13 protein-coding genes are annotated in these 21,328 nt (G+C 34.2%); 11 read left to right on the forward strand and 2 right to left on the reverse strand.

All coding sequences use genetic code 11. From position 1 onward, the window contains the following. The 9 genes from AABL87_RS10970 (at window position 1) to AABL87_RS11010 (ending at window position 12,705) form a co-directional block, all read left to right on the forward strand. On the forward strand, window positions 1–792 hold the full coding sequence (locus tag AABL87_RS10970) for a hypothetical protein (protein ID WP_341277336.1): 792 nt from the start codon (window positions 1–3) through the stop codon (window positions 790–792). A 589-nt stretch (window positions 793–1,381) separates the two neighbouring features. Continuing rightward, window positions 1,382–3,598 (forward strand): RelA/SpoT family protein, encoded by a 2,217-nt coding sequence (locus tag AABL87_RS10975; protein WP_006264999.1) that lies wholly within the window; start codon window positions 1,382–1,384, stop codon window positions 3,596–3,598. A gap of 97 nt (window positions 3,599–3,695) precedes the next feature. Next, a complete protein-coding gene (locus AABL87_RS10980; RefSeq protein ID WP_006264998.1) occupies window positions 3,696–4,166 on the forward strand; it encodes a Fur family transcriptional regulator in 471 nt (156 codons plus the stop codon). A 27-nt stretch (window positions 4,167–4,193) separates the two neighbouring features. Then, the gene (locus AABL87_RS10985) at window positions 4,194–5,465 is read left to right on the forward strand and encodes an adenylosuccinate synthase (RefSeq protein ID WP_006259442.1); all 1,272 of its coding nucleotides are present in this window, start codon (window positions 4,194–4,196) and stop codon (window positions 5,463–5,465) included. Window positions 5,466–5,588: 123 nt separating this feature from the next. Next, window positions 5,589–7,271 (forward strand): OstA-like protein, encoded by a 1,683-nt coding sequence (locus tag AABL87_RS10990; protein WP_341277337.1) that lies wholly within the window; start codon window positions 5,589–5,591, stop codon window positions 7,269–7,271. Window positions 7,272–7,275: 4 nt separating this feature from the next. After that, on the forward strand, window positions 7,276–8,469 hold the full coding sequence (locus tag AABL87_RS10995) for an aspartate aminotransferase family protein (RefSeq protein WP_006259444.1): 1,194 nt from the start codon (window positions 7,276–7,278) through the stop codon (window positions 8,467–8,469). A gap of 29 nt (window positions 8,470–8,498) precedes the next feature. Then, window positions 8,499–9,896, forward strand: a complete 1,398-nt coding sequence (locus tag AABL87_RS11000; protein WP_006259445.1) for a tetratricopeptide repeat protein — start codon at window positions 8,499–8,501, stop codon at window positions 9,894–9,896. A 39-nt stretch (window positions 9,897–9,935) separates the two neighbouring features. Further along, window positions 9,936–10,688, forward strand: a complete 753-nt coding sequence (locus AABL87_RS11005; protein ID WP_058699475.1) for a shikimate dehydrogenase family protein — start codon at window positions 9,936–9,938, stop codon at window positions 10,686–10,688. Between the two features lie 133 nt (window positions 10,689–10,821). Next, window positions 10,822–12,705, forward strand: coding sequence for a DUF349 domain-containing protein (locus AABL87_RS11010; protein ID WP_006263173.1), 1,884 nt, complete (start codon window positions 10,822–10,824; stop codon window positions 12,703–12,705). A 120-nt stretch (window positions 12,706–12,825) separates the two neighbouring features. Here the strand turns inward: AABL87_RS11010 and AABL87_RS11015 are convergent, their stop codons facing one another. Both AABL87_RS11015 and gyrA read right to left on the reverse strand, forming a co-directional pair. Continuing rightward, window positions 12,826–14,100, reverse strand: a complete 1,275-nt coding sequence (locus AABL87_RS11015) for a tetratricopeptide repeat protein (protein ID WP_006259448.1) — start codon at window positions 14,098–14,100, stop codon at window positions 12,826–12,828. Between the two features lie 18 nt (window positions 14,101–14,118). After that, a complete protein-coding gene (gene gyrA, locus AABL87_RS11020) occupies window positions 14,119–16,632 on the reverse strand; it encodes a DNA gyrase subunit A (protein ID WP_341277338.1) in 2,514 nt (837 codons plus the stop codon). Between the two features lie 250 nt (window positions 16,633–16,882). Between gyrA and AABL87_RS11025 the strand changes: the two genes are divergently transcribed. Both AABL87_RS11025 and rimK read left to right on the forward strand, forming a co-directional pair. Continuing rightward, window positions 16,883–19,417 carry an ATP-dependent Clp protease ATP-binding subunit gene (locus tag AABL87_RS11025; protein ID WP_341277339.1) on the forward strand — a complete coding sequence of 845 codons (2,535 nt, stop codon included), beginning with the start codon at window positions 16,883–16,885 and terminating at the stop codon, window positions 19,415–19,417. A 530-nt stretch (window positions 19,418–19,947) separates the two neighbouring features. Further along, a complete protein-coding gene (gene rimK, locus AABL87_RS11030; protein WP_006259451.1) occupies window positions 19,948–21,312 on the forward strand; it encodes a 30S ribosomal protein S6--L-glutamate ligase in 1,365 nt (454 codons plus the stop codon). The last annotated feature ends 16 nt before the right edge of the window (window positions 21,313–21,328 follow it).

Here is a 21,328-nt window from a genome sequence, read left to right on the forward strand (position 1 = left end):
ATGAATCAAACTGAATATGCACTAGGTATCACAGTACCAATAGAAGCAGACTATGTATTATCACCTACTGTACTGTATGGTGACGAACTTACAGGTATCTACTTTAACACAGAAGATGAGCAGTACGGACGTATCACATTTAGTAATCTAGATGCGATACGAGTATGTCGTGGAGAATATCTTCCCTATCCAGATGACTGGACAGAAGATAAGGAAGTGCCTTGGGTTTATGTAGTACAACATTCAAAATGGCAGATGGAACGATATAAATATGAAAAAAGTCATTATGGAAGAGCTTATGAATTCGGTGGTGATGTAGAAGATATGCGTACAGATTTTAAGCATTATATCTTTAAGTTTCATGACCAATTTGTTGAAGTTATCGCAAGAGGTTTTTGGTGGGAAAAGGACACTAATTCTTTAATGAACCAACCTCTACAAGTAGGTCATCCATTCTTAAACTTACCAACTGAAGAGGCAACTTTACATCAAGCCCATGGGTTAACTACCCAGATTACTAAAAATACACTGCCTATAGATGTACTAATAGAACATACTCAATATTGCTCTCAAAAGCTATATCAATTTGCCTTAATACTCGAAGGTACTGCCAGTGTGGACAACACTGTATCTATAGTCAATAAAGATGGAAAAATACAGAGTGAACTAAGAGGTTACTTTGGTAGAAAAGCGCAGACCTTCAATAGGATTCCTACTTTAGAAGAAGTCCTTCCCTACATAGAAAACTACATGTCAGAAGTAGCAGAAAGAAGAAGAGCAATGGGAAAATAGATTCTATTTTCATTATATTGCACTCTAGAACTTCTAATCGTTATTTAGCCACTTTCAGATTAATGACTCATAAAATATTTCAGATTAACTAATTATCCTAAACTACTCTAGTTTTCTAGCTGAATGGTATTAGATTGATTTGGTATAAGTCCGTACTGTGTCCGTTATGAGTCCGTAGTGAGTCCGTTATTTTGGCTAAAATAACGGAGTGATTACAGATTCATGTCTTAATTACTACTTACTCATTCCAAATGAGATTAAACCTATACATTAAGGACAACAAAAGAGATTTACTAGATTATTCTTAAGAATTACACAATATCATATATAATATATCTCTTTCATAAACATACAGTTTATCATTTCACCTTTATCAGTCAGTATTTTACTATCATTTACTCTATTATTTAGCTCTCTTAATCTTATTTAAATCCAAATATACTATCTAATCAATTGACAACAAACAAGGTGTAAGAAATAAAACTAAATAATAAATCTCTATTTTTTTAACAAATCATAGTCCTCCTATAACTGTTTTTTCACTATATTTAATGAACACTATTTTAGATATAAAAGTTGCGAATTATATATGACAGAGGAAGAAATTGAATTAGAAAACAAAGCAATTGCTAAAGAATACAAAGAGCTTTTAAAAATAAGTTATCAGACCTTATCTGAGGATGATAAAAAACTAATCCGTAAAGCATTTGATGTAGCGGTTGAAGCTCATAAAGACCAAAGAAGAAAATCTGGAGAAGCTTATATTTTCCACCCAATTGCTGTGGCCAAAATTGTCGCTTCAGAAATCGGTTTGGGTCCTACTTCTATTGCAGCTGCTTTAATGCATGATGTAGTAGAAGACACAGATATTACGGTAGAGCAAATAGAAGAATGGTTTAATCCTAAAATTGCTAAAATTGTTGAAGGATTGACAAAGATGGCGCTGTTAGAACCAGATCCTCATATCTCAATGCAAGCGGAGAACTACCGCAAAATGCTATTGACACTTAATGATGATGTCCGTGTAATCTTAATTAAGATAGCTGACCGACTTCACAATATGCAGACTATGGAAAGCATGGTAGATTATAAACAGGCCAAAATAGCGTCTGAAACTTTATATATCTATGCCCCTTTAGCACATAGACTAGGATTATTTAACATCAAGACTAAACTAGAAGACTTAGGTCTAAAATATACAGAACCTCGCATCTATCAAGACATCGTCAATAGAATGCAAGAAAGTAAAGAGGAACAAGATCAGTACATACAGACTGTAAGTGAGATATTAAAAAAATCATTAGACGAAGAGCAAGTAGAATATTCTATGAAAGGTAGACCAAAATCTATCTACTCTATCCGTCGTAAAATGAAGGCTCAGAACGTAACCTTTGATGAGGTTTACGATAAATTTGCGTTGCGTATTATCTATAAGTCTACTCCACATGATGAGAAATTTATCGCATGGAAGATTTATTCTATTGTGACAGACCACTTCCGCCCTAGCCCAAACAGACTTAGAGATTGGATATCAGCTCCTAAATCTACTGGATATGAAGCATTACACATCACAGTGATGGGACCTAAAGGAAGGTGGATAGAGATACAGATACGAAGTGAGCGCATGGATGAAATAGCTGAGAAAGGGTATGCTGCTCACTATAAGTATAAACAAGGTATCACAGAAGAAAACAGCTTAGACAGATGGCTTAATCAACTGAAAGAAGCATTAGAAAATGCGGAAACAGATGCTGTAGATTTTGTAGAAGACTTTAAGCTGAGTTTATATGCTAAAGAGATTTACATCTTTACTCCAAAAGGAGAGATTAAATCTCTACCTAAAGGAGCTACAGCCCTTGACTTTGCCTTTGCGATACACTCAGAGGTAGGCTTGCGTACTAGAGGAACTCGTGTTAACGGTAGACTAGTACCCCTAAATCACGTGCTTGCTAGTGGTGATCAAGTAGAAGTAATCACATCAGAAAACAAAAAACCTAGCGTAAGTTGGCTAGATTATGTGACTACGACTCGTGCTAAAAACAAGATTAAGAGTTCTTTAAATGAAGATACGAAGCGCATAGCTGAAGATGGTAAAGAACAACTACAGCGCAAGCTAAAACACCTAAAGGTAAATCTAGACGAAAAAACGGTCAATGAAATGGTAGCTTATTTTAAGCTAAAAACAAGTCAAGATTTATTCTATAGAATTGGAGCTGGTGTCATTGATAACGTTCAGTTAAAAGAATACGCTGCCAATAGAAACAACTCTTTATTTAGCTTCTTTAAAAAGACAATAAAAAGAGCGCCTTCTATCCCAGTTATCACAGATACAGCTGCTAATAAAACAGGTGATTTACTTGTATTCGGTAAAGACAATGAGAAGTTAGATTACAAGCTAGCTACTTGTTGTAACCCTATACCAGGTGATGATGCATTCGGATTCGTAACGATAAATGAAGGAATAAAAGTACATAAGACTGACTGTCCTAACGCGATCAGTATGCGATCTAATTATGCTTATAGAATCATCCAAGCACATTGGGTAGATTCTAAGGAAGCGATGAACTTCGAAGCGACTATCAATATTACAGGTCTTGATTCTGCTGGTCTGACTACTGAGATTACGAAGATTATCATAGAAAGTAAAGTCATCAATATTCGCAGTATCTCATTAAGTGAAAATGCTGGAATATTTAAAGGATCTATCACAGTGATCGTTCCGAACAATGATGTACTGAAAAAAATGATGGGTAACCTTAAGAAAATCGAGGGAATAGAAAAAGTAACACGTGTAAATCCATCATAAAATAATTATAATTTATTCGCATATAGACTAACCTTATTTGATTTATTATAATTCAAACGAAAATAGCTCTATATTTGCAACTAAGATATTTTTGAATATGGGAAGTGAAAAAAATCAAGAAATCGTAAAAAATGTGTTCACGAAGTTTTTAGAAGAAAGAGGACATCGTAAAACACCTGAGAGATATGCTATTCTTCAAGAAATATATGATAGCGAAGAGCACTTTGATATAGAGTCTCTTTATATCAAAATGAAGAATAAAAATTATCGTGTAAGTAGAGCTACGCTTTACAATACTATTGAAATTCTTTTAGAATGTGGGCTTGTAAGAAGACACCAATTTGGTCAAAACCAAGCACATTACGAGAAGTCATATTTCGATAAACAGCATGATCACATTATCTTAACCGATACAGGAGAAGTAATCGAGTTTTGTGATCCGCGTATACAGACTATTAAAAAGACAATTGAAGAAATCTTTAATATAGACATCCACAATCATTCTCTATACTTCTACGGAAGTAGAAAAACAGTAGAAGAGGAAGAACAAGTGGAAAACAACAACTAATTTTCAAACTTTTTAACAACACAAACAATGACAGTAGACTTACTACTAGGCTTGCAATGGGGCGATGAAGGAAAAGGTAAAATCGTAGATGTACTAACTTCTAAATATGACATCATTGCTCGTTTTCAAGGAGGACCAAACGCGGGACACACTTTAGAATTTGATGGGATTAAACATGTATTACGCACTATCCCTTCTGGAATTTTCCATAAAAATTCTATTAACATCATTGGAAATGGTGTAGTGATTGACCCAGTAGTTTTCATCAAAGAGATTGAGGGATTAGAGAAGTTCAACATCGACATTTACACAAGATTATTAATTTCTAGAAAAGCTCACTTAATCTTACCTACTCACCGCTTACTTGATGCAGCTTCTGAAGCAGCAAAAGGAAAAGCTAAAATCGGTTCTACATTAAAAGGTATTGGCCCAACTTATATGGACAAAACAGGTAGAAATGGATTAAGAGTTGGAGACATCGAACTTGCTGACTTTAAAGAGCGTTACCGCAACTTAGCAGATAAGCATGAGGCAATGATTAAGTTCCACGATGTAGAATTGCAATACAACTTAGCTGAATTAGAAGAAGAGTTCTTCGCAGCAGTAGAGCAATTAAAGAAATTAACGTTCATCGATAGTGAAAACTATATCCATACAGCTCTAAGAGAAGGTAAATCTGTCCTAGCAGAAGGTGCACAAGGATCGCTGTTAGACGTTGACTTTGGAACATATCCATTCGTTACATCATCTACTACTACAGCAGCAGGTGCATGTACAGGATTAGGAGTAGCTCCAAATAAAGTTAAAAATGTATTTGGTATTTTTAAAGCTTATACTACACGTGTTGGTAGTGGACCATTCCCTACAGAATTAGATAACGAAATCGGTGCTACTATGGCAACTGTAGGTCGTGAGTTCGGTTCTGTTACAGGACGTGCTAGACGTTGTGGATGGTTAGACCTAGTAGCTTTAAAATACGCAGTAGACGTGAATGGAGTTACAGAATTATACATGATGAAAGCTGACGTATTATCAGGTTTTGAATCATTACAAGTATGTACTAAATACTCGTATAAAGGAGAAGAGATCACTCACTTACCTTACAATATCGAGCCAGAAAACGTTGAACCAATTTATGTTGAGAAAAAAGGTTGGAAAGCTGACTTAACAGGATTGACAGAGTATGATCAATTACCAGTGGAACTAAAAGAGTATATCAAATTCATCGAAGATGAAGTAGGTGTACCTGTAAAAATAGTTTCAGTAGGTCCAGATAGAACACAGACTATCGTAAAATAAGATACTTAAAAACACTTCTTAGGAAGTGTTTTTTTTTGCCCTTCTTCTACCCTGTTTATAAATTCTTCTTAACTAAAATCTTTGTACGCATTTTTTACTTAAATTTGAAAAAAATATAGTGACTTGAGAACAATACCGTATTATTTACTTTTTATACTATTCGCATTACTAGGTTTTAGTCAAAACAAAAAAAAAATCATCATACATCACGCAGACTACTCTGATATTAATCATGAGGTACTGCCAGATGCCGTAATCTTAACAGGAAATATCTCTGCTGAGCATGACGGCATGAATATGACATGTAATAAAGCGTACTTCTTCGAAAAAGAAAATTACCTAAAGCTTTTTGGGAATGTTCACATTGTACAAGGTGACACCCTTACGATGAATAGTCATTATGCAGAATATAATGGAATCAATGGTTTTGCTTATGCACAAGGTGATGTATTACTTACTTCTCCAGACTCTACCCTAGAGACAGATACTTTAAAGTACGATCGTTTTAAAGACCTTGTATTCTATGATAGTCATGCCACTATTCACAACAAGGGTAGCGTATTAGAAAGTGAAAAAGGACGTTACTACACTACTGAAAAGAAATTCCAATTCTTCACAGCTGTAAAAGTAACTTCAGATAAGGGAACAGTGATCAAGTCTAATCACTTAGATTTTTATGAAGTTCCACAACACTCGTATGTATTTGGCCCTTCAACAATAACTAACAAAGAAGATTATATCTATACAGAAAATGGTTTTTACGATGTAAAAAACGATTTAGGTAAGATGGTAAAAAACTCTTTCATCTGGTATGATAAAAGAAAAATAGAAGGAGACTCTATCTATTATTCTAAACTAAAAGATTTTGCTTCTGCAACGAATAACGTTAGAATAACAGATACAATCAACAAAAGTAAAATAACGGGACACTACGCAGAGTTATACAAAGCTCAAGACTCAATGTTCGTTACTAAAAAAGCTTTAGTTAGTATGAAGTCACAAGAGGGAGATTCTGTATATATGCATGCTCCACGTATCTTACTGACTGGAAAAGACAAAGAGCGTGTAATACGTGCCTTTAACGATGCTCGTATACTACGTGATAGTATGAGTGGTAAAGCTGACTCTATTCACTGGAGTGAAAAAGTGGGGCTAACACAGATGATAGGTAAACCTGTTATCTGGAATGGAGATAGCCAGGTCACAGGTCGTTTTATTCACCTACTAAGTAATGCAGAGACACAGAAGATGGACTCTCTAAAAGTATTAGAAAATGCCTTCGTGATTCAAAAAGATACTATCGGAGATGGTTATAATCAATTAAAAGGTGTTAACTTATATGGTAAGTTTAAAGAGAATAAATTAGATGAGTTAGACCTGATTAAAAATGCGGAGCTTATCTACTATATGTACAATGATAAGAATGAATTAGTAGGTATAGATAAAGGGATTTGCAGTCATATCAATGTTACTTTCCTAGAAGGTAAGATTAATACGGCTACGAAGTACGTAGATCCTAAAGGTGATCTCTACCCTGAAAAGCTACTACCTAAGAATGCTCGTCTATTAAGAGATTTCTTATACAGAGGGGATGAAAAAATAAATTCATTAGAAGATATATTCACTGATGAAGAAATAAATAAAGAAAAAAAGAGAGAACAAGCGAGAGAAGACATGAAAGAAGGGTTCAACAAACCAATTGATATACTCCCTGAAACTATAAAAGCTACTCCTGGTCTATCTAAAAAGCTAGAAGAGGACAGCAAAAAACAAGAGAATAAAGCGTCTAAAAAAGACAAAAAGTAAAGTAATGAAAGAAGATTTTTATAAATACCAAGCACAGACTTCACCTAATCCTCTAGCAATGGAGATTTCTCATGCTAAAGGATCTTATATATATGACAAGAATAACAAAGCGTATTTAGACTTCGTAGCAGGTGTATCTGCATGTACATTAGGACACCAACACGAAAGAGTAAATAACGCGATTAAGGATCAATTAGATAAGTATTCGCATGTTATGGTATATGGTGAATATATCCAAGATCCTTCTGTAGAATTCTGCAAACTATTAGCTGAGAACATCCCTGCTCCATTAAATAAAACCTATTTAGTGAACTCGGGTACTGAAGCTACTGAAGGAGCTCTAAAACTAGCAAAAAGAGTAACTGGAAGAAGTCAACTAATCTCTTGCTTTAACGCTTACCATGGTAATACTATGGGATCTATGAGTGTTATGGGGTTTGAGGAAAGAAAGCGTGCTTTTAGACCATTACTTCCTGATGTGGACTTCATTCACTTTAACTGTGTAGAAGACTTACAAAAGATAACAACTAAAACAGCTGGTATCATCTTAGAGACTATACAAGGAGGTGCTGGATTTGTAGAGCCTTTTGACGGATTCTTAACTAAAGTACGTGAAAGATGTACTGAAGTAGGTGCGTTAATGATCGTAGATGAAATCCAACCTGGTTTCGGTAGAACAGGTAAACTGTTTGGGTTCCAAAACTATGATGTAGTTCCTGACGTAATCGTTATGGGAAAAGGTATGGCTAGTGGGATGCCTGTAGGTGCATTCACTGCTAGTGACGAACACATGAATCTGTTATATGACAACCCTAGATTTGGTCATATCACTACTTTTGGTGGGCACCCTGTTATCGCAGCAGCGAGTTTAGCTACTTTAAGAGAATTAGTAGAAACTGACCTTATGGCTCAGACACTAGAAAAAGAAAAGTTGTTTAGAGAGCTATTAGTTCACCCTCTTATTGAAGAAATCAGAGGTCGTGGTTTAATGATCGCTCCTATGACACCTAGTGCTGATATCACCAATAGAGTGATCATGAAGTGTCAAGACAAAGGATTAATATTATTCTGGTTACTATTTGAAGGAAAAGCGATAAGAATCACTCCTCCCCTTACAGTATCAGAAACAGAAATAAAAGAAGGATGTGCTATCATCATTGAAGCGCTAAATGAAGTACAAAAAGAATTAGGATTATAGTATCCTAAATAATCAACTTAAATACAAATATGCATTTAGATAACGAAGAAGAAGAATACAAATTATCTCTATCTCGTTTTGAGTCTATGTTAAAGACCAATAAGGTTTTGTTTTTTGATTCAGAAGAGTTTGAGAATATCATTCTACACTATCTCGATTCTGGAAAGCTAAACCTAGCGAAAAAAGCGCTAAAACTGGGACTAGAACAACATCCTAACTCTATTGGGTTAAAACTGGTAGAAGTAGAATTATTAGTATTCCAAAACAAATTAGAAGCTGCTGACCGCTTATTAAACGAAATAGAGAGTATCGATCCGGAGAATGAAGAAGTTTTCATTCAACGCGCTACTGTATACTCTAAAAAAGGAAGACATGAAGAAGCTATTGTATCTCTACAAAAAGCATTGACTCTGACAGAGGATCTAGCAGATGTCTACTCTTTATTAGGAATGGAATATCTATTATTAGATAAAATAGATCAAGCAAAAGATAACTTTATCCTATGTCTAGAACATGATGAAGAGGATCAATCTGCTTTATATAATGTTATATACTGTTTTGACTTCCTTAGTGAAAATGAGGAAGCTATTTCGTACTTAACTAAATTTATTGATAAGAATCCATATAGTGAGATTGCTTGGCACCAATTAGGAAGACAATACTTCACTGTTAAGAATTATGAGAAGGCAGAGTGGGCTTTTGATTATGCTACCCTGATAGATGAAGAGTTTATCGGAGCTTATATCGAAAAGGGAAAAACGCAAGAAAAGCTAAATAAGTATAAAGAAGCTATTGAAAACTACATGACTACACTAGAATTAGACGATCCTAATTCTTATGTACTTATGCGTATAGGTAGTTGTCATGAGAGTCTTAATAACTTCCCACAAGCTTATCAGTATTACAAAAGAGCGGTACATGAAGACCCTATGCTAGACAAAGGTTGGATAGCATTGACTGATTTATGTATCATAGAAACTAATTACGAAAAAGCATTATTCTATCTGCAAAAAGCATTACAAATTGATGAGTTCAATGAAAAATACTGGATAAGACATGCTATTCTAAATAAAACATTGTTTAACTTTGAAGAAGCTGAACGAGGTTATAAGGTAGCTGCAGAGCTTGGAACTGATATTGTAGAGCATTGGACTGGTTGGGCAGATGTATTATATCTTCTAGGAGATTTTGACACTGCTATACAGAAGCTTTTACAAATAGCTAACTTCCATCCTAATGATGCTGAGATAGATTATAGACTAGCTGTTATACACTTTACCCTACATGATATAGATAAAGGTACAGAATGTCTAACTAATGGTCTAAACAAGAACTTTGAAAAGAGAACAATTATAGAGACATACTTCCCTAATCAATGGGAGAATCCTATAGTACAAAGTATTATCAAAAATCACAATAAACAATAAAGCTATTCTTCTGAATAGCTTTTTTTATAAGAACTCAATATGACTAAACGCTACGGATTAATAGGTAAAAACATAGATTATTCTTTCTCACGTACTTACTTTGCAGAAAAATTTGAGAAATTAAAAGATAGAAAAAGTATCTATGTAAACTTTGATTTACAAAACATAAATGAGTTTTCTAAAATACTAGAAGACCACAAGGATACTAAAGGGTTAAATGTAACTATCCCTTATAAACAATCTATTATCCCATATCTAGACTCACTTTCTAAAAAAGCGATAGCTATAGGAGCAGTTAACACGATTCAAATTAATAAAAAAGGCCAATTAAAAGGTTATAATACGGATTGGTATGGATTTTACCATTCTCTAAAACCAATGCTAAAATTCCATCATAAGCGCGCCTTAATACTTGGTACTGGAGGAGCTAGCAAGGCAATAGAATATGCTCTTAAGAAATTAGGTATAAAATACACTTTCGTAAGCAGAACAAAAGAAGAGTATAACCTAACTTATAGCGAACTGACTGAAGAAGTAATGAATCATTATACCATTATAATCAATACTACACCTGTTGGGACTTTTCCTAATATTGATCAGATGCCTGAAGTCCCTGTACACTTGCTATCGAAGAGACATATAGTATACGATCTTATCTATAATCCTGAAGAAACGACCTTAATGAAAGAAGCAAAAGTGTATGGTGCAAAAGTAAAGAACGGCTATGAAATGCTAGTACTTCAAGCAGAAAAAGCATATAAGATTTGGAATAAGCCATTCAGTGGAGATTAATACTAAATAATTGATATAAATAGTTCTAGCAAAAGAAAATTGCGATTTATTCAATATTTTTTCCTAAATTTGAGAGAGCACGTTTATTTATTGTGCTTTACTACATATTGTTTAAATAAATACTTTTTCAAACATGTTAGAACAAAAGAATGATAACCTGCATGAGCTAGCAGATGGACAAAAACCGGAATCAAATTCAAATGCGGTTGTCCCAACTGATAAAGAAAAAGCTCTTGATTCTATTACAGCTTCAAATGCTGAGGAAGGTGAAGATTTAGCTTCTTATGAAGAAAGCAATATCCCTACTGTTAACTATGAAAAACTAGACTTAGAAAAGCTAACTAAGGAACTTCATAAGCTAATCAAGAATTACAAAGTAACAGCTATTAAAGATCACGTAGAAGACATCAAAAAAGAATTCTATACTAAGTATAATGATCTTGTGGATGAGAAGAAAGAAGCTTTCTTTGATGAGAATCCTGATGCGAATGAGTCAGATTTTCAATACATCCTTCCTATTAAAACTGATTTTGACAAATACTATGATGAGTATAGAGTAGCTAAAAATGCATACTTTAAACAACTTCAGAATAATCTTAATGTAAATCTAGAAAAACGTTTATCTATTATAGAAAAATTAAAACAATTAATAGAAAACGAGCATAACGGTGATGCATTAAAACAATTAGGAGAACTTAGAGAAGAATGGAAGACTGCGGGACCTATCCCAAAGGACAAATACAATCACGTATGGAATAACTACCACTTCCATGTAGAGAGATTCTACGATCAGTTACACCTAGATAGAGAATCAAGAGATCTTGACTTTAAATATAACTTAGAACAGAAACAAAAGCTAATCGCAAGAGCAGAAGAGCTATTAGAGAATGACGACATTATTAAGTCATTTAGAGAGTTACAGACGCTACACAGAATCTGGAAAGAAGAGATCGGTCCTGTAGATCGAGAGATAAGAGAACAAATCTGGGATCAGTTCAGCGAAATCACTAAACAACTGCACGATAAGCGAGAAATATTATTCGAACAACTGAGAAGTGTCGAAAGAGAAAATCTTGCCTTAAAAGTGGCTATAATAAGCGAAATAGACATTCTTTCTAAGCAAAAGATAACCAACCATAACCAATGGCAGAAAGAAATAGCTAAAGTAGAAGAGCTAAGACAGCGTTTCTTCTCTATAGGTAAAGTACCATTAGATAATAATGAGCAAGTTTGGGATCTATTTAAACTAGCTACAAGAAACTTTAATAGCAATAAAAATGCTTATTACAAAGAGCTTAAAAAAGAGCAACAAGACAACTATGCTAAAAAACTAGCATTGATAAAAAGAGCTCAAGAATTAAAGGACAGTGAAGATTTTGCAAAGGTTACTCCGATTATGAAAAAGATACAGGATGACTGGAAACTAATAGGCCATGTACCTCGCAAATACTCTGATCAACTATGGGCTGACTTTAAAGAAGCTTGTAACTCTTACTTTGATAGATACCATGCTATTAAAAATAAAGAATCAGCTGTAGAATTAGATGCTTATAATAGAAAGAAAGAATACTTAGATTTATTAAAAGGATTCCAACTATCTGGTGATCACAAGACAGATCTAGGAGAAATTAAGAATCATATCAATAACTGGAAATCTATTGGTGCTGTTCCTGCTAATAAACGTTTTATAGAAGGTAAGTTCAACAAGATTCTAGATGTACTATTTGATAAACTAAGTTTGAGTAAAAGAGAAACTGAAGCTGTTAAATTTAATAATAGATTAGAATCTATATTAGAGACAAATGACAAGCGAAAGCTACAGAATGAAGCTCTATTTATTCAAAGAAAAATAGAAGAAATAAACTCTTCTATCATTCAATTAGAAAACAACCTAGCTTATATTCACAATGCTACTGATGACAATCCTTTTGTAAAAGAAGTTAAAAAGAGCATCGAAAAACAAAGAGATGATTTAAAAATCTGGGAAGATAAACTAACCCAAATTAGAAATATATAAGTACAAAAAAAGAGAAACTAATGTTTCTCTTTTTTTGTTTAATAGTAAACTGAAATGCTCTAAAAAACAAAAGGTGGATTTAATAAATCCACCTTTTTATATTATAATAGAATCCTATTATTATTTGTTTGTTTTAGCTTCTAATGCTTTTAATTTATCTGTCATTTCTAATGCACGATAAATATTTTTTAAAGTACTAATAGCTGCTTCATTACCAGGATTGATAGAAATAACTTTCTCTAAGTCATTCATCGCATCTTTATAAATAGCATGTTTTTCTTTTTGGTACTGCTCATATTTCTTATTATCAGCAGCAGACATACCTAAGCTATTCATTTTATTAGTCAACTCTTGGTCTGGTTGTAACTTAAGGAAAGCCATGTTTAAATAAGCATTCTCAGACTTAGGGTTGATACGGATAGCTTCTTCATAATATTTACGGGCATCTTCAAAACGTCCAGCATCAAAACTAGTAACTCCTAAGTTGTATAATAATACATCGTCATTAGGGTTTTTAGCTAAAGCTTGTTTTGCTAACTCCTCATATTTACCCATATTATTAGACTTTAAATAAAGATCCATATGAGTTAATAATAAGTTGATATCATCTGGGTTAGCTTCTCTAGCTGCTACGATAGCTTTCTCAGCCTCTTCTGTTTTACCTTCTTGGCTATAGATTAACACTAAGTTCTTAAGAATTTCTGGTCTTTTAGAATCCTCTTTTACAAACTTAGGGTCAGTATGAGTACCTTGTTTTACCATCAAGTCACGCATTTTAGAGTCTTTTCCAAAACTTTGTACTTGACCAGAAGCTTTCTCTATAGCTGTATAGTAAGACTCACTTCCATTATATCCTAGATCAACTAATTGCTTATAGTTCTCTACAGCAGTAGCATAATCTTTAGAGTTAATAGCCGTAGAAGCAGCATAGTATAAATACACTGTATCTTTAGGGCTTAACTGATAAGCTTGAGTAAAACGTCTAGTCGCTCCCTTATAATTAGCGGAACCATTATCTTCAATAGCTTGTCCTACAACTTTAGTTGCAACACTTGCTATCTCTTCATCAGCCTGTTTAACGATTTTACTTCCTTTATTTGTTTCAAACTCATTCAATTTTTTGTAAGAAGCAATAATAGCATCAACGTTATTATCTACATCTACATCTTTTTGAATTTGAGAATATGCTAATGTACCTTGTAGAGCATAATATTGTGCTTTCTCAGCGTTAGAAGCATTTCCTAATACTGCCTCAACTGCTTTTAACGCAGCAGTTGCTTCAGTTACATTTCCTTTTTTTACAGCTTTCTCAGCGTCTTTAAGCTCTTTCTTTTGAGCCATTGTCAACCCTGATAACATTAAAGCTGACAATAAGTAAACATATCTTTTATTCATAATATATTGGTATGTGTTTTATTCTAAATTATCACTCCCTTGATCATCAATATCAATGATTGTATCAACATCTCCTTCTAAGATATCTTCATCATCCTCTGCCATAACTTTACATACAGCTGCGATAGAGTCGTTTCCTTTAATATTAATTAAACGAACTCCTTGAGTTGCACGTCCCATTACGCGAAGATCAGAAACCTTCATACGAATAGTTAAACCTGATTTGTTAATAATCATTAAGTCATCTGCATCAGTAACAGAATTAATAGACACTAACAATCCTGTCTTATCAGTAATGTTCATTGTCTTAACTCCTTTACCTCCACGGTTAGTCTCACGGTATTCATCTAAAGAAGAACGCTTACCATAACCATTCTCTGATACTACAAGAATCTCACTATTTAAATCACTTACAGACACCATACCGATTACTTCATCTTTGTCATCTGCTAATGTAATACCTCTAACTCCTGAAGCTGTTCTACCCATAGGACGAGTTTTCTCTTCATCAAAACGAACTAACTTACCAGAACGAAGTGCTAATAACACCTTACTCTTACCATCAGTTAATTTTGCTTCTAGTAATTCGTCATCCTCTTTAATCGTAATCGCATTAATACCATTTTGACGAGGTCTAGAATATTGCTCTAATGGAGTTTTCTTCACCTGACCTTGTTTTGTAGCCATGATAACGAAGTGCTCATTGATGTACTCTTCATCTTTAAGATCTTGAGTACAGATAAACGCTTTCACTTTATCATCATTCTCGATATTGATCAAGTTCTGAATAGCACGTCCTTTACTTGTCTTAGTACCTTCTGGAATTTCATAAACTCTCATCCAGAAACACTTACCTTTTTGAGTGAAGAACAACATGTACTGGTGATTAGTAGCCACATACATATGCTCTAAGAAATCTTGATCTCTTGTACCAGCAGACTTCTGTCCTACTCCTCCTCTATTCTGAGTTTTGTACTCAGTCAGTGGAGTACGTTTAATATATCCTGCATGAGAAATAGTAATTACTACTTGCTCATCAGCAATTAAATCAGTGATACTAACATCTCCTCCTGCATATTCTATAACAGAACGACGCTCATCACCATATTTTTCTTTTATCTCAATTAATTCCTCTTTAATCAAGTTCATTCTTAGCTCTACGCTAGCTAATAACTCTCTTAAATGATTAATTAACTTCATGATCTCTTCATACTCAGCACGTAGTTTATCCTGCTCTAGTCCAGTTAACTGACGTAAACGCATTTCTACAATTGCACGAGCTTGAATCTCTGATAAGTTAAAGCGCTCTATTAATTTAGCTCTAGCCTCATCAGCATTACTAGAAGAACGAATAAGAGCAATTACTTCATCGATATTATCAGATGCAATAATTAATCCTTCTAAAATATGCGCTCTTTCTTCTGCTTTTCTTAACTCAAACTGAGTTCTACGAGTCACCACATCCAAACGGTGATCAACGAAATGAGAGATTAACTCTTTTAAATCTAATAATTGAGGTCTTCCGTTTACTAATGCGATATTATTCACACTAAAAGAAGACTGCAATTGAGTATATTTATAAAGTGTATTTAAAACAATATTTGGAACTGCGTCACGCTTTAATACGTATACAATACGCATTCCTTTTCTATCAGATTCATCGCGAATAGTAGCAATACCTTCGATCTTTTTCTCGTTAATAGCTTCAGCAGTTTTCTTAATCATTTCTGCTTTATTAACTTGGAAAGGAATCTCAGTCACTACGATAGACTCTCTACCATCTACTTCTTCAAAATTAGCTTTAGCACGCATTACTACACGTCCACGACCAGTTTTAAAAGCTTCGCGTACTCCTTCATATCCATAGATAATACCACCAGTAGGGAAATCAGGAGCTTTAATATAATTGATTAATTCATCGATTTCAATATCATTATTATCGATATAAGCTAATGTACCATCTATAACCTCTGATAAGTTATGAGGTGCCATATTCGTTGCCATACCTACCGCGATACCCGATGCCCCATTCACTAATAACGTAGGGATTCTAGTCGGCATTACTTTAGGTTCTTCTAAAGTATCATCGAAGTTTAATTGAAAATCTACAGTCTCTTTGTCAATATCAGCAAGAATCTCTTCAGACATCTTTTTCATTCTTGCCTCTGTGTAACGCATCGCTGCAGGACTATCTCCATCTACAGATCCAAAGTTACCTTGTCCGTCCACTAGTAGATAACGCATACTCCAATCCTGTGCCATACGTACCATAGCGTCGTACACTGAACTATCTCCATGTGGGTGATATTTACCTAAAACCTCTCCTACAATTCTCGCAGACTTTTTATGTGCTCTATTAGACATGATGCCTAATTCATACATTCCAAATAATACTCTTCGATGAACAGGTTTTAAGCCATCTCTAACATCAGGAAGCGCTCTAGAAACAATAACTGACATCGAGTAGTCGATATAAGCAGATTTCATTTGCTCTTCTATGTTAATAGGAATTAACTTTTCTCCTTCAGACATAAGTATATAAAATTAAAAATTGTCAAATTATTAAACGCGCTAATATACAGTTTTTATAGGTTTTCTCCACGTTTTTATACAAGTATTTCATTTGATTATCTAACAAATTGATTTTTTCTAAAAAAAACACATTCTTCCTTTTTTATTAAAGTTTTTTTTTGTCAATTAGCTATTGTCAGCTTTATACTATAGGTACACTTTTTGTATCTTTAAAGATTAAAATGAATATTCACCTAATTTGAATTGAAAAATGGATGATAATTTCTCACAAGAAGTAAAAGATGTTATTTCATATAGCAAAGACGAAGCTATTAGGCTTAGTCATGACTCTATCGGTACTGAACATCTATTACTAGGACTATTAAAAGTGGAACAAGGTGAAGCGTCTAATATTTTAAATAACCTGGACATAGATGTTGATTTTCTACGTCATAAAATAGAAACATTAAACCCTGCTTCTCATAATAAAGAACTGCTGAGTAATAAACTACAATTGCACCTCACAAAACAGGCTGAGCGTGCATTAAGACTTACATACTTAGAAGTAAAACTATTCAAAAGTACAGAGATAAACACTGTTCACTTGCTGCTTTGTATTCTAAAAAATAGCGATGATCCTACTACACAAATCTTAAATAAGATGAAGGTGGATTATGAAGCTGTGAAACAAGCGTATTTAAATACTAGCGAGGCTCAAAAAGACTCTTCTGATGATTTATTTGAAAGTCCAAAAGCACAAACTTTTGATGATGCAAGTCAAGATGACAGTAAAAGTACTGACAGCAATGACAATGTTACAGCTAAAACATCTAAGAGAAGTAAAACTCCAGTATTAGATAATTTTGGTAGAGATTTAACCGAAATGGCTGAGAATGGCAAGCTAGATCCTGTAGTTGGGCGTGAAAAAGAAATAGAACGCGTATCTCAAATTCTAAGTAGACGCAAGAAGAACAACCCTCTACTAATCGGTGAACCTGGTGTAGGTAAATCTGCTATAGCGGAAGGATTAGCTCTGCGCATTGTTCAGAAAAAAGTATCTCGTATCTTATATAACAAGAGAGTCGTAACTCTTGACTTAGCTAGTCTTGTAGCGGGTACTAAATACAGAGGACAGTTTGAAGAGAGAATGAAGGCTGTAATGAATGAACTAGAGAAGAATGATGATATTATCTTATTTATTGATGAGATACATACTATCGTAGGAGCTGGTGGAGCTACGGGTTCACTAGACGCATCTAATATGTTCAAACCTGCATTAGCTCGAGGTGAAATCCAATGTATCGGTGCTACAACATTAGATGAGTTTAGACAGCATATCGAGAAAGATGGAGCTTTAGAACGTCGTTTCCAAAAAGTAATCGTAGAACCTACTACTGTAGACGAAACAATTACGATCTTAAACAATATTAAAGACAAGTACGAAAGCCACCATAATGTTACTTATACTGATGAAGCTATCGAAGCATGTGTTAAGCTAACGAACAGATATATGAGTGATCGTTTCTTACCAGACAAAGCTATCGATGCTATGGATGAAGTAGGTTCTCGTGTTCATATCACTAATATCAATGTACCAGATAATATCCTTGAACTAGAACAAAAACTAGAACATACTAAGGAGCAAAAGAATGAAATGGTACAAAAACAGAAGTATGAAGAGGCTGCTCGTTTAAGAGATGATGAAAAACAACTAGAAAAAGACTTAGCTGTAGCTCAAGAAAACTGGGAACAAGAAGTAAAAGAAAACAGAATAGTGGTTACTGAAGAGAATGTTGCTGACGTTGTTTCAATGATGACAGGCATTCCTGTAAATAGAATTGCAGAAAAAGAAATCACTAAACTTGCTAATCTTCCTCAGTTAATCAAAGGTAAGGTTATTGGTCAAGACGAAGCCGTTAGTAAAATAGCGAAAGCAATCCAAAGAAATAGAGCTGGATTAAAAGACCCTAATAGACCTATTGGTTCCTTTATTTTCTTAGGACAGACAGGAGTTGGTAAGACACAATTAGCTAAAGTAATCGCTAAAGAAATGTTTGACTCTGAAGATGCTCTTATCCGTATCGACATGAGTGAATACATGGAGAAGTTCGCTATCTCTAGATTAGTAGGAGCGCCTCCAGGATATGTTGGTTATGAAGAAGGTGGTCAGTTAACAGAGAAAATCAGAAGAAAACCTTATAGCGTGATTCTTTTTGATGAAATCGAAAAAGCACATCCAGATGTATTTAATATGCTTCTACAAGTACTTGACGATGGACATCTAACAGATAGTTTAGGACGAAAAGTTGATTTTAGAAACACGATTATCATCATGACTTCTAATATCGGAGCACGTCAGTTAAAAGATTTTGGACAAGGAGTAGGTTTTGGCACCACTGCTAGACAGGAACAAACGGATCAACATTCTAAATCTGTGATAGAAAATGCGCTGAAAAAAGCCTTTGCACCTGAGTTTTTAAATAGAATAGATGATATCATTGTATTTAACGCTTTAGAAAGAAATCATATAGACTTAATCATAAATATAGAGCTTCAGAAGTTATTTAGAAGAATTACTGACCTTGGTTATGAATTAACATTAAGTCCAGACGCAAAAGACTTTATTGCCGAAAAAGGTTTCGATAAACAATATGGAGCAAGACCTCTTAAAAGAGCGATTCAGAAGTATATAGAAGATCCTCTAGCAGAGGAGATTGTAAATTCAAAAATAACGTTAGGTGACAGTATCGAGATGAAACTTAACGAAGCTAAGGATGCATTAGAAATAGCAATTATAGCAAAATAATAAACATTCTTCTCTCAAGAAGAAGTCAATAAAAAGAGGATATCCTTAAAGGATATCCTCTTTTTTTATTCCCTCACATCTCCTATTCTTCTTCCCTTCTACACCCTACTTTTCTTTATTTTGCTCTAAGTTGCTTTAGGGTTTCTAGGAGTATTCTAGGACATTCCTTCGACAAAACCCGCTTTTTGCCTAGTAAACCCCAAGGATACCCCTAGCAAACCTCAAGAAAGTGCAAGCTAAGTCCTTATATTTTATCTTCTTAAATCCAAGCTATTACACTACAACACACCTACTCTTTTACCTTTTGATTGGATTATTTTATTCCACTCTTAGCACCTTACAACTCTAACTACGATCCATATTTTATTATAAAACATAAACAATCAAACACTTAACAAGCTTTTTTGTCACATATTCTCTCTAAACCAGCATCAATATGTTGTAAAATCATTAAATTTTACTTTTTTTTCTATCTCGTGTAAAAGCATTATCTTTAATACACTACATTCGCATTAGATTATTATTAATATATGTTAGACAAAGTTATTGTTGGTAGTGAAGAATGGTGTTCTTTTTCTACTTTAAATATCCCTGCTATTAAAGCGCGTGTTGACTCGGGTGCTAAGACATCTGCGTTACATGCTATAAACATTGTTCCTTTTGAAAAAGAGGGAGAAAAGTGGGTCAAATTTGATGTCAATCCTCTGCAAAACAATGGAAAAACTGTTATCCACTGTGAATCTAAGGTAATAGATAAAAGAATCGTGAAGAGCTCTAGTGGCTCTAGAGAATCTAGATACGTAATCCAAACAGAAATATCCATTGCGGATACAAACTGGGTGATAGAACTGACTTTGACTAATAGAGATTCTATGGGATATAGAATGCTACTAGGAAGAGAAGCTATGGGAGGACGTGTGTTAGTAGATCCTGAAAAGCACTTCTTACTAGGTCAACCAACAACAGAAAAACTAGAAGAATACTATACTAAACCAAAAACAGAGAAGAAAGGTCTGCGTATAGGATTATTAGCTAGTAACCCAGAACTATACAGCAATAAAAGAATTATAGAAGCAGGAGAATTAAGAGGTCACGAAATGCACTTCTTAAATCTGAAATACTGTTATATGAAACTAGATGCTAACCAACCAGAGATACACTATCGAGGTGGGCGAGTTCTAAATGATTTTGACGCAGTGATACCTCGTATACGACCAAGTATGACCTATTATGGATGTGCGTTAACTAGACATTTCGAATCTCTTAAAGTATATAGTTTAAATAGTGCTGCAGCGATAGCACAATCAAGAGACAAACTGTTTTCTCTTCAGTTATTATTAAATAACGGTGTAGACATTCCTACTACTGGTTTTGCTAACTCGCCTTTAGACACTAATGATTTAATAAAGATGGTGGGAGGAAGTCCTCTTATTGTCAAATTATTAGAAGGAACACAAGGTAAAGGTGTAGTACTAGCAGAAACGAAAAAAGCAGCAGAAAGTGTGATCAATGCATTCAAAAGTCTTAATGCAAACATCTTAGTTCAAGAGTTTATTAAAGAGGCGAATGGTAAGGATATACGTTGCTTCGTGGTAGACGGAAAAGTTGTAGCAGCTATACAACGCGAAGCCCTACCTGGTGAGTTTAGAGCTAATATTCACTTAGGTGGTACAGCATCTGTAATCAAAGTAACACCAGAAGAGAAAAAGATAGCAATCAAAGCTGCTAAAGCTATGAACCTAAAAGTAGCTGGAGTAGATATTATTCGCTCTGCTAAAGGCCCTCTTCTACTAGAAGTAAACTCTTCTCCTGGATTAGAAGGAATAGAAGGTGCTACAAATAAAGATATTGCTTCAGAGATGATTAAAGCGATAGAAAAACAAGTAAAATGGTAATATTATAAAAAAGTGG

Source organism: Myroides sp. C4067, assembly GCF_038039665.1.
Lineage (GTDB): Bacteria > Bacteroidota > Bacteroidia > Flavobacteriales > Flavobacteriaceae > Flavobacterium > Flavobacterium odoratimimum.